This window comes from Tistrella arctica, assembly GCF_039630945.1.
GTDB classification, from domain to species: domain Bacteria; phylum Pseudomonadota; class Alphaproteobacteria; order Tistrellales; family Tistrellaceae; genus Tistrella; species Tistrella bauzanensis.
In genome coordinates this window covers 350,270-364,988 of the sequence record NZ_JBBKTV010000008.1, presented here as the reverse complement: position 1 = coordinate 364,988, position 14,719 = coordinate 350,270, and the positions used below count along the sequence as shown (strand labels likewise).

9 protein-coding genes and 1 pseudogene are annotated in these 14,719 nt (G+C 66.9%); 1 reads left to right on the top strand and 9 read right to left on the bottom strand.

Annotated elements, in window-relative coordinates; all coding sequences use genetic code 11:
• Positions 1-75 precede the first annotated feature (75 nt).
• The 5 genes from fliS to WG924_RS19945 form a co-directional block, all read right to left on the bottom strand.
• The gene (fliS, locus tag WG924_RS19965; RefSeq protein WP_345934848.1) at positions 76-549 is read right to left on the bottom strand and encodes a flagellar export chaperone FliS; all 474 of its coding nucleotides are present in this window, start codon (positions 547-549) and stop codon (positions 76-78) included.
• 32 nt (positions 550-581) lie between these two features.
• Positions 582-2,702: a flagellar filament capping protein FliD gene (gene fliD / locus WG924_RS19960; RefSeq protein ID WP_345934847.1), complete on the bottom strand. Its 2,121-nt coding sequence runs from the start codon at positions 2,700-2,702 to the stop codon at positions 582-584.
• Between the two features lie 138 nt (positions 2,703-2,840).
• Complete coding sequence (locus WG924_RS19955) at positions 2,841-3,260, bottom strand: flagellar protein FlaG (RefSeq protein WP_345934846.1); 420 nt, start codon at positions 3,258-3,260, stop codon at positions 2,841-2,843.
• 291 nt (positions 3,261-3,551) lie between these two features.
• Positions 3,552-4,715, bottom strand: coding sequence for a flagellin N-terminal helical domain-containing protein (locus tag WG924_RS19950; RefSeq protein ID WP_188574357.1), 1,164 nt, complete (start codon positions 4,713-4,715; stop codon positions 3,552-3,554).
• 430 nt (positions 4,716-5,145) lie between these two features.
• A complete protein-coding gene (locus WG924_RS19945; protein ID WP_345934845.1) occupies positions 5,146-6,309 on the bottom strand; it encodes a flagellin N-terminal helical domain-containing protein in 1,164 nt (387 codons plus the stop codon).
• Positions 6,310-6,680: 371 nt separating this feature from the next.
• Here WG924_RS19945 and WG924_RS19940 point away from each other — a divergent pair.
• Positions 6,681-7,058, top strand: a pseudogene (locus WG924_RS19940) (carboxymuconolactone decarboxylase family protein); the annotation flags it as partial.
• A gap of 133 nt (positions 7,059-7,191) precedes the next feature.
• Here the strand turns inward: WG924_RS19940 and bcsN are convergent.
• From bcsN to WG924_RS19920, 4 genes are all read right to left on the bottom strand, one after another.
• Entirely contained in the window at positions 7,192-7,866 is a 675-nt protein-coding gene (bcsN, locus tag WG924_RS19935) for a cellulose biosynthesis protein BcsN (RefSeq protein ID WP_345934844.1), read from the bottom strand.
• A 115-nt stretch (positions 7,867-7,981) separates the two neighbouring features.
• Positions 7,982-10,444, bottom strand: coding sequence for a hypothetical protein (locus WG924_RS19930; RefSeq protein WP_345934843.1), 2,463 nt, complete (start codon positions 10,442-10,444; stop codon positions 7,982-7,984).
• Positions 10,435-11,808, bottom strand: a complete 1,374-nt coding sequence (locus WG924_RS19925; protein WP_345934842.1) for a family 8 glycosyl hydrolase — start codon at positions 11,806-11,808, stop codon at positions 10,435-10,437. The genes WG924_RS19930 and WG924_RS19925 overlap by 10 nt, the downstream gene beginning before the upstream one ends.
• The gene (locus WG924_RS19920) at positions 11,805-14,717 is read right to left on the bottom strand and encodes a cellulose biosynthesis cyclic di-GMP-binding regulatory protein BcsB (RefSeq protein ID WP_345934841.1); all 2,913 of its coding nucleotides are present in this window, start codon (positions 14,715-14,717) and stop codon (positions 11,805-11,807) included. The genes WG924_RS19925 and WG924_RS19920 overlap by 4 nt, the downstream gene beginning before the upstream one ends.
• Positions 14,718-14,719: the final 2 nt, after the last annotated feature.

The following is a 14,719-nucleotide window of genomic DNA, read 5'->3' as shown; positions in this document are numbered from 1 at the left end:
TTTCCGGGTTACAGCAGACGACACGGGCCGGACAAATATGCCGGCCGGTGCGTGGGGTCTGCGGTGTCAGGTCTGTCAGGCGGTGGCGGTGATCCGGTTCTGACCGGTGGCATTGCCCTGGCCATAGCTCTGCTGACCGGCCGTCCGGCCGGCGGCGCCGGCCTCCGCGACCATCTGCGCATCCAGTGCGTGCCAGGCTTCGGCCAGCGGCCGCAGCAATCCGATCACGTCATCGGCGGCCTTGGCATCGTTGCGCAGATCGATCTGAATCATGCGGGTCAGCATGAAACGGTACAAACGGTCGAGATTCGCGGCAATTTCAGCGCCGCGATTCATATCCAGGGTTGCACGCAGGTGATTGATGATCTCGCCGGCGCGATCATTCGCGGTATGGCGGGCGCGCACATCGCCGCGCTCAATGGCGGCTTTCGCCTCAAGCAGCCAGGTGATGGCACGGTCATAGAGCATCGCCACGCGCTGGGCGGGGCTCGCCGTCATCACCGACTGGATGCGATAGGTCTGTGCGGAGGCGCCGTAGGGGTTGTTCATCGGCTGTTTCCTCGTCTGGCAGCGGCCGCGGATCAGCTATCGGAATTGCTGCTCTGGGCATCGATCTGGGCCTTCAACGCTTCCATGATGGACTCCATCCGGGAGAGCGCTTCTTCCATACGCAAGAACTTTGCCGTTATCCGGTCCTTGTACAGGTCCAGGCGCAATTCCATGCGGTCGATCTGCAATTCTGCCGCAGAATTCCGGCTCTCGAACACGCCGAGCTGCGCCTCGATGGTGCCGGTTTTGGCGGTCAGTGCCTTGTCCGCCGCGAAATACATCTGCGACGCGATGCCCGAAGTGATATTGAGCTGGCTGGTGGTGGTGCCGTCATCACCGGGGCGATAATACAGTTTCAACCCGGCGGCGCTGCCGCTGGTGACGGTCAGCGTGGTGCCGTTGACCTCGACATCCTGGCCATCCAGTTTCGCCGAGGTGATCACCCCGCCTGCGACCGTGACTTCCAGGTTGTAGCCGCCGTTCTTATAGCTGGTGTTGGCACCGAAGTTCACCAGCGTCACATCCGGATTGTCGCTGGAAAAGCGGAAGCTGAACAGGTTCCGGACGTCGTCGGGCTTATTGAGCAGAACCTCGTCGAATTTCGACTCGTCGATGACCAGGGTTTCGCGGTCCAGCGGATCGGTCAGGGTGGCTGTCGGTGCGATGGTGATACCGATGGCCGACAGGGCCGAGAAGTCGATGCCAAGCCCCGCGACATCACCGTTGACGGTGTCGCGCAGCATCGTGTTCATGTCCTTCAGCGCGCTGTTGCCGAACAGCGGCCCGGCATCTTCAGATTTGCTGCCGTCTGCGCCGGTGAGGTTCTGTTCGTTATAGAACCGGCGCATCGCGTTATAGGCGTCGAGGAAGTCGTAGACCTGATCCTTGACCGCATTCAGGTTGCGTTCCACCTGAAGATTGATCTTGGTGCCTTCCTCGGCCTGGAACAGGTTGAGCGTCATGCCGGTGAACAGGTCGGAGATCGTGTTGCTCGACCGTTCCACCACCAGATCATTGTCGACGCCGAGCGAGGCCATCAACCCGTCATTGTCGATCACGCCCAGCTTGCCGCCATTGGTGTCGCGCAGCACCAGGCGCTTGCCGCCGCCATCATCCATGATCGTCGCCTCGACGCCGATTGCGCCGGCATCGGCGTTGATGCGGGCGGCAATGTCGTTGAGGCTGTCGGTGGTGCTGTTGAAATTGATCGCGACCGTGCCGAGCCCGGTCGACAGGGTGAAACTGCCGCTGTCAGGCGCCGTCGATACCAGCGACTTCACGGATGCCGAGGCATTGGCGAAACGCAGGCTTTCATAGCGCGACGGATCCTTCAGCCCGTCGACCGCCAGTCGCGCGGTCTGCGGTTCCTGCAGCACGTTTGAAAAGGTGCTGCCGCCATCGCTGGAAATGCCAAGGCCGGACAGAACGCCGCCGGTCTCGTTGTCGAGCTCGATTGCCTTGCCGGTCGCGTCGTTGGTCAGCACCAGATAATTCTGGCCGGTGGTGACGGACACGATGCTGGCGGTGACGCCGGTCTTGGCGCTGCCGGTGTTGGCGTTGTTGATCTTGTCACGCAATGACTGAAGCGTGTCGGTGCCGGCAACCGTGATCGTGGTCGCTGCACCATCGCCGTTCACGATGTCGAAGCTGCCGGAAATCGAACCGGCGGCACCGCCAAAGGCCGTGCCCAGATCGACGGTTGCCGAGTTTGCGACGCCGGTACCGACTTTGGCCTGGGTTGCAACCCGCAGAATCTCGACCGAACGTGCGCCAACCTCGGCATTGTTGGTGGCGGTGATGCCGACCAGATTGGTGGCCGTCGACGCCGTCTTGCCGTCGACGCGCGAGGTCTGGAGATAGACGTTCTTGGCGTCGAAGGCGTCGCCGCTCTTGTCGAAGGTCACTTTGCCGCGCAGGCCATCGACCGCCGTACGGAAATCCCGCATCAGCGTCTGATATTCTTTCAGGGCCGCGATCTGGGTGTCGGTGGTCTCGATCTTGGTCTCAAGCCGGTCGATCGGTACGCGCTTGGCCGCGACCAGGGCCTCGACCGCCTTCTGGGTATCGATGCCGCTGCCCGACAGACCGGTGACCGTCAGCCGGCCGTTCGAATCCGTGGTCAGCGCGAAATTGCTGCTCAACGAACTGACCATGATGGCTGATCCTTATCGGTTGTCTGTCGTATCGGCCGCGCTGGTGGCGAACGTGCCTGCAAGATGGGTCATCAGGGGACCAGAAGGCCCACGCCTGATGCACACATTCACAAACCGGGCCAGATGGCCACTGACAGTTTACAAGGTTCGGTCCACCAGGGCACCGACCATTTCACGCAAGGCGGCAATCATCTTGAGAGTCTTTTCCGGCGGCAACTGCTCCACCGTCTCCCCCGTGGTCCGATCGATCAACCGGCCGACCAGATCGCCGGTGTTGGTGTCGATATCGATGGCCAGTTTGACCTGTGTTCCCATCGTCTCGGGCCCGAATCCTTCCCGGGCAAGAGCCTCGGCCAATGCATCGGCGACCCGTGCATCACGCTGGGCCAAATCCGCCAGAGACGGATCGTTGCGGTCGATTGTATTGGTCCGGGTCGGATAAGATGCCGATCCGCGTCCGGAAGCAGCGCCATCGCCAAATGTGCTGCGCACGGCCGGAGACGTCCGGTCTGCCACCGAACTGGCCAGGGACGCGCCGCGCGTCGATGCGATGTCCATTGCCCCCTCCATCATCGGCGCTGCCCAACACGGGCCCCACGTATCCTCCGGGGCGATCGTCGTCTGCCGATAGCCGGTCGGATTTACGATCAGGTAAGCATAATGCGGCTTGGACAGGATCCGGTGCGGGTTATGAAGCCTCGTGTCCGGATCAGAAGCCGCAAAAGCGGACGGCAGTGCCCATACTGGCCCCGCCGCCCGTCAGGTGCGATCATATCGATCGTGCCAAAAGGTCAGGCGTCGCCGGCGCCGATCCATGGAAACCATGGTTCGACGCCGGCTGGGCTTGGGTCAGGACAGCAGCTTCAGCAGGTTCTGCGGCATCTGGTTCGCCTGCGCCAGCATGGACACACCAGCCTGCATCAGGATCTGCTTCGAGGTGAACGAGGTCATCTCGGCAGCGATGTCGAGGTCCAGCAGTTCCGAGCGGGCGGCTTCGCTGTTCTCGATGCTGGAGGCCAGGTTGGCCGACGCGAATTCGAGCCGGTTCTGGTTGGCACCGATCGCAGCGCGGCGATCGTTGACCTCGTCGATGGCGGTCGCGACCGCGTCGATCGCGGTTTCGGCATTGGCGCGGGTATCGAGCGTCGCGGCACCCAGGCCGGCCGACAGAGCCGAGACCGAGGCCGCATCAAGGGTGAAGGCCAGATCGTCTTCGGCGGCTGTGGTGCCCGTGCCGACCTTGAAGGTCAGGGTCGTCGAGGTGCTGTTGGCAACCGTCGCGTCGAAGGTGTTGTTCGCCGCAATCGCCGTCGCCGGGTCGAAGTCGCTGGTCAGGGTCAGGGTCAGGCCGAACTCGTCGAACCGGACGTCCTGGGTGCTGCCGGCGGTCGGCGCCGCGGTCACCTGCTCAGAGGTCTGGGCAACACCGGTGGTGGTGTTGGTGACCGTGAACCGGCTGGTGGCGGTATCGTAGGCGATCGAGAACTGATCGGCGTTCGAAACGTTCGCCGCGTTGTTGTCGAACTTGATCGCGCCGAAGCCATCAGCCGCTTCAATATCGGTACCGATGGTGCCGGCCGTGATGGTCTGCGAACCGTTGATCAGCTTCTGGCCGTTGAACTCGGTATCACCGGCGATACGGTCGATTTCCGACCGGAGCTGGGTGAATTCGTCGTTCAGATAGACGCGCTCGGCATCCGACACCTGATCCGAAGCCGACTGGGTGGCCAGGGTCTTCATCCGGGTCAGAATGTCACTGACGCTCGACAGGGCGCCGTCGGCGATCTGGAGCATCGAACCGGCCTGACCGGCGTTGACGCTGGCCTGACGCAGAGCGGCCGTCTCGGATTCCAGCCGCTTGCCGATGGCAAGCGAAGCGGCATCGTCACGGCCCGACAGCACGCGGGTACCGGCAGAGAGCTTGGCGAGCGAGCGGCTCGCGTCGGAATCGCTCTCCTTCAGGTGACGATAGGCGACATTTGCGGAATAGTTGGAGGCAATGGTCATAGCCATGGTACGGTCTCCTACTTGGAAACAGAGGCGCGGACAATACGGCCCGCTGATGCCGACATCCTGTCGGCGGAACGTCCTTCCTGGTCGTTCCTGAAAATGAGTATGCAACGGCGATGCCAGTTACGCAAGAGCGCATTGCGCCTGCCGTTCCAGAGTCTTATCACCTGTCTGCGTGGTGCCGCCCGGCAATTTCTGCCGGGCGCGAGGCGGGTCTTCCGGCAATTTTTGCCCCATGGATGATGCAGGTCGGCGATTTCTGCCGGGTGCCCGATTGTCGCCGGCTGGCGCCGTCACGACCATGGGCCGATGCGGTTCTGAGGAGGCCGCGTTGAAACGGCTTCGGGGCGGCCGGTCCTGCGGATGAGGACGGGCCGCCCCGATGGGGCCGTGCTGGTGACGAGGGGGGCGCCGGGGCAGCGGCGCCGCCGGATCAGCCCAGCAGCTTCAGCAGGTTCTGCGGCATCTGGTTGGCCTGCGCCAGCATGGACACGCCGGCCTGCTGCAGGATCTGCTTGGAGGTGAACGAGGTCATCTCGGCAGCGATGTCGAGGTCGAGCAGCTCCGAGCGGGCGGCTTCGGTGTTCTCGATGCTGGAGGCCAGATTGGCCGCGGCAAACTCCAGACGGTTCTGGTTGGCACCGATATTGGCGCGCCGTTCGTTGATCTCGTCGATCGCGTTGGCGACCTCGTCGATCGCGGTTTCGGCATTGGCGCGGGTGTCGAGGCTGGCGGCGGCGAGGCCGGTTGCGAGCGATGCAACCGCGGCGCTGTCGATGGTGAAGGCCAGATCGTCTTCGTTGGCGGTGGTGCCGGTGCCGATCTTGTAGGTGAAGGTCGTCGAGGCGGTGTTGGCGATGGTCGCGTCGAAGGTGTTGTTCGCTGTAATCGCGGTTGCCGGGTCGAAGTCGCTGGTCAGGGTCAGCGTCAGGCCGAACTCGTCGAAGCGGACATCCTGCGTGCTGCCGGCGGTCGGGGCCGCGGTCACCTGCTCCGAGGTCTGGGCAACGCCGGTGGTGGTGTTGGTAACCGTGAAGCGGCTGGTGGCGGTGTCGTAGGCGATCGAGAACTGATCGGCGTTCGACACGTTCGCCGCATTGGCGTCGAAGGTGATGGCGCCGAAGCCGTCGGCCGATTCGATGTCGGTACCGATGGTGCCGGCCGTGATGGTCTGCGAGCCGTTGATCAGCTTCTGACCGTTGAAATCGGTGTCACCGGCGATCCGGTCGATTTCCGTCCGCAACTGGCTGAACTCGTCGTTCAGATAGACGCGCTCGGCATCCGACACCTGATCCGAGGCCGACTGGGTGGCCAGGGTCTTCATCCGGGTGAGGATGTCGCTGATGCTGGACAGGGCGCCGTCGGCGATCTGGAGCATCGAGCCGGCCTGACCGGCGTTCACGCTCGCCTGCCGGAGAGCCGCGGTTTCGGCTTCCAGCCGCTTGCCGATGGCAAGCGAGGCCGCATCGTCGCGGCCCGACAACACGCGGGTACCGGCCGACAACTTGGCGAGGGAGCGGGTGGCGTCGCTGTCGCTGTCGCGCAGATGGCGTTGCGCGACGTTCGCGGCGTAGTTCGAATTAATCGTCAGCGCCATGACTTGGTCTCTCCGATACTTGCGCTTCCGGTGGCAATGGAGCGTTTCATCGCGCCTCTGCTGCCGTTTGCAAGGTATGCAGCCGACGCGGCACGATCTGATCGGAAACCCATCTTGCATGGGCTGTGCCAAGTCATAAAAATCAATAAATACAGTTAGATAAACTGATGTACCGGCAACGGTGCCCGGTCATCCGGAGATTCCGACCCGGCAGTTTCCGCCCGTGCGGCAGGCAGAAACTGCCGGTCTGGCCGCTCTGACCGGTGCGCACCGATGGCGCCATGCCGGTCGGTGCGGGTAGAGTGATGTGGTTGGAATTGGATGCCGGCCGGCCGGGAGCCGCGCCGCCAGCAGGGAGCGGAAGTGCCGAGATGGCCGGACCCGAGATGATTGAATACGCCGACGCGTCGCCAGAGGTGCGCGCTGTCTATGACGATATCATGCAGACCCGCCGCATCGACCGGCTGAACAATTTCTGGAAGGTGATCGCGGTCCATCCGCCCACCTTGAAGCGGACATGGGACAGTCTGAAAGAGGTGATGGCGCCCGGCGCGCTGGATCCGATGGTGAAGGAACTGATCTTCACCGCCGTCAGCGCCACCAATGGCTGCGCCTATTGCGTGGCCAGCCACGGCGGTGCCGCGGCCAAGGCCGGCGCCACGCCCGAGATGATCCGCGAAATGCTGGCGGTGGTGGGCATGGCGAACGAGACCAACCGCCTGGTCTTCGGCTATGCCGTGCCGCTGGATGGCTCGCCGGCCCCGGCGCCGGCCCCGGATGCGGATGCGGCCGACGGTCAGAAGCGCCGGACGCGCGCGGCCCAACCCCGATCGCGCCGCATGCCCGGGCAACGCTGATCAGGGCTGCCCGGGCATATCCCGCTCAGCGATAGCCGTACCCGACAACCCCGGTCTCGGGCCTGATCTGCAGCGTGTCGTAGCCGGTCAGCAGGTCTTCGGGCCCCAGCACCGGGTCGCAGGCGCGGAAAGTGATATCGAACCCGGCGATATGGCGTGGCAGCAGGCCGGTTTCGTCCTGCAGGCGCTGCCAGGTGAAGATGCAACTGACCCCGAGAGGCCGTCGCGCCACCGCAAAGCCATAGCGACCATAGGCATTGCGGCGCGGCACCGCCGAGATCCGGGCGTCGAGGTCGGGGAATTCCTTTGCCAGGAGGGCTTCTACGGTTTCCTGGCTGAAGCGCTGGCGGGGCGGCTCCACCTGAAGATCGGCCAGCGCCCACAGACTGTCGGTCCGCCTGAGCCACAGGTCGACCTCCAGCCGGTTCTGCCCCGGTTCGACCGACCGGTTGGGCAGCACCGAGCGTTGATGCAGCTCCGACCCGTTCTTGGCCTCCATCTGAACCACCAGCAGCGGATCGGGTGCCGCGGCCAGACGGCTCAACGCCTCAAGCGGGCTGACCCGCGACCAGCCGCCGGCCTCCATGATCGGCGTCGGACTGGGCCCGTCGCGGTCGGACGCGCAGGCCCCCAGCATCAGGCCGGCTGCGATGGACAGCATGGCGCCACGGCCGCGCATGCGCTTTGCAGGATCGGCCATTGTCCCACTCCTCACGGCGGCCATCGGTGTTTTAGCGGAAGCCATCTGTGCTTTAGCGGAAGCCATCTGTGCTTTAGCGGAAGCCATCTGTGCTTTAGCGGAAGCCATCTGTGCTTTAGCGGAAGATTGTGACAACACGAAGCCCCTCACGCGATTCAGGGGTGCTCAGCTCGTTGTCGAGCCGCTGGAACAGGGCGCGCGCCGCCGACCCCTTGCTGGTGTGATACAACGACCATGCGCGCATCAGCGCCAGATCACGGCGCTCGGGTGCGATCTGGCGGCGGCTGTCCAACAGGCGCATCGCCAGGGCATAATCCTCGGCGTCATAGGCGTCCTGCGCGCGTGCCGCCAGCAGCTCCGCTTCAATGTCGGTGCGGCGTTCGGCCGAAAGCGGCTGGGTTTCGATCAACCGTGCCGCTTCGGTGGTCAGGCCCGACTGCATCAGGGCCAGAATCTCGCCATAAACCGCATCCGCCGCCTGCTCGCCGCCGCCCGCGCGGGCCTGAGCGAAGGCATATTGCGCCTCGACCGGCCGGCCCAGACCCATCAGACACCAGGCGCGTTGCATGGCGGTTCCCGGCGCTTCGACCGGCACCGGTGGCAGCGTGGCCGGCACGGGCTGCGGCAACGCCGCGCCATATCCGGTGGCCGCGATGCCGGCCCCTCCGGTCATGGTGGCGGCACCCGGGGTGATCGACCAGTTGTTGCCGGCGGTCTGGCCGGCTGTCAGGGCCTGCGGCGCGGGCAGGCGGCCCGCCGCCTGCATGGCGACGGTTTCCGGCGTATAGCCATAGGTGGCGTTGCGGCCATACCCGGCCACCGGGCTCGGCATCGCGCCAGTCCCGGCCAGGCCCGCCCGATAGACCGGTTCACCCGATGGCACGGCGCCGGGCGTCCAGGCGGCGGTGGGGGTGGCATAGCCGGCGCCATAGGCGGCAGGGACACTGGCTGGCGGTAGAACCGGCGGCATGCGCCCGGCCAGCGCCTGACCGGCATCGGCCTGCACCACCGCGGCATAACCCATGGCGGCATAACCCATGGCGGTACTGCCGCGCGGATCGGCGACCATGCGGCCGTCCAGCACCATCAGGCAGCCGGTATTGTCGCCGCGGGCATAGGCATCGGTCGCGGGTCCGCCACCACCGCCACCGCCGCCACGCAAGCTGGTGAAGAATTTGGTCAGCCGCGCGGAGCGGCCGGCATACTGCTGCTCAACCGCCTGAAAGCGTGCGGTCTGGCCACTGGCCTGAAGGCCCAGCGCCAATCCTTCCACCGCCTCGTCGCCGCCGCCCCATTGCAGGGCATTGTCGAACCACGCGGCGGCGGTGGCCGGATCGTCGCGCCGGCTGTGCCACCAGCCCAGCGCCTGGGCCGCGCGGGCGCTGCGCTTGTCCTCGGCATAGCGGGCGAAATCGACCACCATCGCGCGCGGCGGGTCGTCGTTCCGGCCCAGAAGCGCACTCATGCTGTCGACATAGTCGCCCCCAAGTCCCTCGGACCGGGCCAGCCGTGCGGCTTCTGCCGCCTTGCCTTGTCTGGTCAGCGCCTGAACGCGGCCGCGCAGCGCCGCCTGACCGCCGCCCCAGCCTTGTGCCTTGCGGAACCAGCCATCGGCGTCGCCGGCGCGGTTCTGCCCCATCAGATACCAGCCGATCAGCAGCGCCGCCTCACTGTCCCGGCGGGTCTCGGCATCGGCCTGAACCGCGGCCAGCGTACCGGCCGTCACTTCAGGGCGTTTGCCGCCGCTGCGGCTGGCGGGCGTCATCGCGGCGGCGAGTTCGCCCCGGCGCAGCCCCGCCAGCACCTGGTTGAGCGCCGCGGTTTCGGCGGCGCTGTGGGGGCGGGTCTGCTCCAATGCGATCAGCGCGTCGAGATCGGCGCCCGACAGGGTGGCTGCGGCCTTCTGGATCGTGGCCCGCCGCTCGGCCGCACTGCTGCAGGTGCCGATGATGGTCCGGTACAGGCTCATGGCACCCGCGGGTTCGCCCAGGGCGGCGCGGGCATCGGCCAGCCGCCACATGCTGTCGACGCTGCTGCAACTGATCAGGGCGGGATAGCGATCGGCGATCTCGACCACGGTCCGCCACTGTCTGGCGTCGCTCGCCGAAATCAGCCGGCTGCGGTCTTCCCCCATCGACAAGGTGTCGAGCATCGATTGCGACGGCGCCCAACCCGGATAGCGGCCGCGAAGTTCGGCCACCCGGGCCCGCGCCTCGGCGTATTTACCGTCGCCGATCAGATCCCAGACCGGGCGTTCATCCACCGGACTGTCGGGCGTGCGGCTGAACAGGTCGGTGGGGGTGTTCCAGCCCGGGTGAAGCGCCTTCAGACGGCGGATCTCCGCTTCCAGCTTTTCCATATCGCGAATGCGGGCGTAATAGCGCAGCGCCGTCTCGTCGACCGCATTCGAACCGGCGGGCGCGCTCGACTCCATCTGAACCCGCACGCCAGGCGCCAGGCTTTCGCCGCCGGATGGTTGAGACTGGGTATGGGCCGGCTGAATAGTCGCCAGAAGAGCCAGGGCCGAGACCATCAACGGTCCGCCGGCCCGGCTTGCGAGCGTGCGGGTCAGAGACATGCGGGCTTCCTTTCGGCGGCGGCCATCCGCACCATCAGCATCAGGCTGGCGGCGTAGTAGGAGGCGGTATCGTCGACCGCGGTAACGTCATCGGGTAGCCGCGCATCGTGGACGATGCAGGCAACCAGGCCGGCGACGGCACGGAAACCGGCATCGCGGCCGCGCTCGCGGACCACACCCTCGGGCAGTGCCACGACCTGCGGGCGATCGATGCCCCGCACGGCACCGGCCGGCCACAGCCGGTCGAGTTCGGCATAGATCGGCAATGCCGGATCGGTCACACCGGCCCAGGCCAGATACAGCGGCACGCGGACGGCGTTATAGCCGAAGGTTGCCGCGAAATCCGGATCCTGTGGCAACGCGAAGCCGCCATCGGCATCGGCCACCACCCATTCGGGCGGCAGGGACGGATCGCCGAAGCGCACCGCCGCCATCACCGCCGGGGTCTCGCCGGCAAGCCGGGTCCACACCGCCGCGCCGTCGGCGTCGACGGTGGCCAGCACCGGAAATGCCGGCAGCACCCAATAGGCGGGGTTCACCACCAGCCCGGCATCGCGGCGAAAGCCTTCCTGGCCTGGCAGCACCATCAACCGCCCGCCATGTTCGACGATCACGGTCTCGCGTATGGCGGCGGCAAGGCTGGCCGCCGCATCGGTATAATCGGCATCGCTCCAGCGACGGCCGGCTTCGGCCAGTGCCCAGGCGACCAGGATATCGCCGTCGGATGCGCTGTTGCGATCGGTGATCGGGGGCGTGGCCTTCGGGTCATAGCGCCAGGCCATCATGCCGTCGTCGCGCACGAACAGCGTGGTATAGGTCCACGACCATATCCGCGCGAAGCTGGCGCGATCGCCGATCCGGGCCGCCAGCAGCATGCCGTAACCCTGGCCCTCGGAATGGCTGATGCCACCATTGCCGGTATCCAGCACCCGCCCGTCGACGGTGAGGAAGCGGCGGCGCCAGTCTTCCCACAGGGCGACGGTGCCGGCATCCAGTGTCGCGCGCCGGGCGGCGTCGACACCGCCCGGCACCGGCGGCCGTTCAGACGACGGCATTCCGGCCTGAACCGAGGGCGGCGGCGATGGTGCCTCTGCTGCAACCATCGAGCTGCCGGATGCCGGAATGATCCCGGCGGATGCGGACCCATGGGATATCGCTGCCGCTGCAGATATGGCGGCGGTGGGGGCCGCGACGGCCTTGGTGTGCACGGGATGCGGGGAAGGCGGTGTCGACACGGCGGCTGCGGGCACGGGGCCTGCATCACCACCATCGCCTGGCCGGGTTGCCGGCTTGGTGGTGGCCCAGACGGCGAGGGCGACCGCACCGACAACGGCCAGGCTGATCAGGCGGTTCTGCGCGCTCATACCGGTCTCCGTGGCGAGGTCCGGACCAGCAGATAGGACGTGGTGCCAGCTATGATGATCAGCACTGCGATCACGCCGGTCCAGATCAGAACATTGCGCGAGAACCAGCTCGCGGTGATCGACAAGGCGCCAAGCGGCCCGACATCGCTGGTCAGAACGGTGTAGCTGCGTCCGCCATCGGCGGCGTCGACGGTATGCCCGTCGCTTGCCAGTGTCGCAACCGATCCGTTGAGCGCGTTCCAGGCGTCGTCGCGCACCAGCAGTCGGGTGCCCCCCAGCAGTCGGCGATCGTCGGCGGCGGTCACCAGCGTCCAGGTCGTGCCGACACCTTGGGGGCTGGCATATTGCACCACCGCCAGCAGCGGGCGCTTGTCCTCGGTGAACAGGGCTGCGGCCGGCCGGCTGTCCGGTAGGGCCTCGTCCAGCACCCAGCGGGTCTGGGTGCGCAGCCATCCCCAGCTTCCGCTGGCCCAGGTCAGCGGGCCGCCTTCATCCTGACCGGCCGTGCTCTCGGCGCCCAATCGGCGGCGCCATTGTTCGCGCAGGTCATTGGACCAGCGGTCGGGGCCGGTATCGGCCGCGTCGCGCCGGGGTGGCGCTGCCAGCAATTGCGGGCCGGCAGCGGCGGCACCGGCACCTTCGCCGGCGGTCCCTGGCTCCTCGTCCGGCGCGGCCTCGGGCAGACGTCCGCGGTTCAGCCGGCCGATCTGGTCGGGGCCGACCGGTGCTGCGGCGATCAGGTCCAGGCCAAGCCGCGCGGTGGGCGCCACGATCAGGGTGTCACGGCCCTGAAGGCGGGGCATGCTGTCATGGAAGCTCGCCTGAAGCGGCTGGCCGGCCGCCCGTGCCATCCGTGCCACCACCAGCATCGCCGCCGTCACCTCCGCCGGCCGGTCCATCGCCACCACGACATCGAACGGCGCCAGTTGGCGGCCTGGTCGGTCATAGGGAAAACCGGTTCCGGCGGTAACGGCCAGATCCGGCAGATTGGCCAGCCGGGCGAAGCGCGGGAAATCGAGGGTGGTGGTATCGAACAGCGTGAAGCGCGGCGTGCCGCCCCCCGCCGGCGTGCCGCCGCCGGGTCCGGCCATGATGCCGTCGGGACCGCAGAAGGCCGGCGGGGCGGGCAGGCGGGTTTCGAACGAGATGACGTTGCGGCCGGGCTTGAACAGCGACATCGGGATCAGAAGTTCGCCATCCTCGATCAGCGCGCCGCCCGGATTTTCAAACCGCAGCGCGGCGGCGAACCTGCCGTTGACGAGGGCTGCCAGTTCGGCACGATCGCCGACGCCGGGCCCATAGGCCGCATCCACCGATACCCTGACCCGCGCATTGTCGCCGACATAGAGATCGACCGGCAGGTCGACGGGCAGGTCGATGCGCTGCCGCATGCCGTCGAACGACCGGCTGCGATAGTCGAGCCGCGACAGCGGCAGCGCGCCATCACCGGCGATCTGCGGGATCCAGGTCATCGGCGCGCGGGTCTCGATGTCATAGAGATCGGCGACCAGACGGTCTATGCCGGGCAGCGGACGGCTGGCATCGCCCAGGCGGCGGGCGGCGAGGGCTGCATCGTCGATGTCCCGGCCGGTCAGCAGAAGCACGGTGCGGTCCGATCCGGCCCAGCTTATCATCCGCAACACGCCGCCGGCGATGTCACCCTGGTCTTCGCCGGTCAACAATGATGCGGTCGGCGCCGCGCCGACCACGACCACCCGCCTCGGCAGCGGGACCGGGCGATCGCCCGACGGTTCCGTCCCGGCGGCGGCGGTGGCCGCCTGCGGCATCACGTCGCTGGCGGGCGAGGTGAGCGCGCTGGCAAGCCGAGGCTCGGCGGTGGCGTCGATCAGGTCGATATCGGGCATGGCCGGCCCGCTGCGCAATGCGATCGCCTGAACCGCCAGCGAGGCGGCGGTCAAGGCGCCACGCGCGTTGAAGCCATCGGACACCACCACCGCCACCGATTCATCGGCCATGCGCGGATCTGTGAGCAGGCTGTCGACACTGGCCAGGGTCGGTCGCGGCAGCGTGCCGCCGAAATCGAGCAGCAGCCGAGAGCGGGTGGTATCGATCCGTGCCCAGAGTTCATAGGTGGACTGGACGGTACACAGCAGCCGGTGGCGCTGGCGTGCCACGACATCGATCCGGTTCGGGCCGACGGTCAGCATGTCGACCGGCAGATCGATACGGGCGGTGACAGGACCGCGATGGGCTTCCAATGGCAGTCTTGCCGCCGGCTGCCCGTTCACCCAGACATCCAGCGCCGACGCCTCGGCGGCATCTTCGATGGAGTTGGTATAGACGAGCTGCAGTATCGCCCGGTCGACAGCCACCGAGTCGGGTAGCAGAACCCTGAAGCGTCCGATGTCATACTCGCCGTCAAGCACCATGCCGCGCCTGGTGGCGCCGTCGATCGGGATCAGGGCATAGCCGCCACCCTCGGGCATGGTGGTCGGAACCGGGACCGGCACCGGCGCAAGGGGGGGAACCGAAATCACCTCTGTGGGCGGCACGGTCACGCGCGGTGCGGGTGGGGCTGCGGGCGCTTCGCGCCGTGGGGCTTCCCGCGCGGGCGGCGGTGCCGGTTGCGGCCGCGGCGGGGTGGTCGCGGGTGCGGGCTGGGGGGCCGGCTGCGGTACTGTCAGGACGCCGCGATTGCGGCCGCCGGCATCGGCCGGTGTGGGCCCCCACAGCTTCAGGTCGACCGGCCCCTGCGACTGAGCCTGGGCGGCCCCGGGCAGCCCCGACACGGCGCTGGCGCCGGCAAGTGCCACACCCACCACAGCGGCATGCGCGGTTCTGCGGACCAGTGGCCTGGTCAACCGTCCGGCCCGCCCGCACAGATCGCGGGCCTGTCCGATCCGGGTGCGGGGCTGGTCGTGCCGGGTGGACGTGCTTGAGATGGGCATCG

Coding starts and splice junctions, on each gene's coding strand:
- WG924_RS19950 (WP_188574357.1), bottom strand. CDS start 4,715: ATGGCTATGACCATTGCCTCCAACTATTCCGCAAATGTCGCCTATCGT.
- fliS (WP_345934848.1), bottom strand. CDS start 549: ATGAACAACCCCTACGGCGCCTCCGCACAGACCTATCGCATCCAGTCG.
- bcsN (WP_345934844.1), bottom strand. CDS start 7,866: ATGGCCGATCCTGCAAAGCGCATGCGCGGCCGTGGCGCCATGCTGTCC.
- WG924_RS19955 (WP_345934846.1), bottom strand. CDS start 3,260: ATGGACATCGCATCGACGCGCGGCGCGTCCCTGGCCAGTTCGGTGGCA.
- fliD (WP_345934847.1), bottom strand. CDS start 2,702: ATGGTCAGTTCGTTGAGCAGCAATTTCGCGCTGACCACGGATTCGAAC.
- WG924_RS19930 (WP_345934843.1), bottom strand. CDS start 10,444: ATGTCTCTGACCCGCACGCTCGCAAGCCGGGCCGGCGGACCGTTGATG.
- WG924_RS19945 (WP_345934845.1), bottom strand. CDS start 6,309: ATGGCGCTGACGATTAATTCGAACTACGCCGCGAACGTCGCGCAACGC.
- WG924_RS19925 (WP_345934842.1), bottom strand. CDS start 11,808: ATGAGCGCGCAGAACCGCCTGATCAGCCTGGCCGTTGTCGGTGCGGTC.
- WG924_RS19920 (WP_345934841.1), bottom strand. CDS start 14,717: ATGCCCATCTCAAGCACGTCCACCCGGCACGACCAGCCCCGCACCCGG.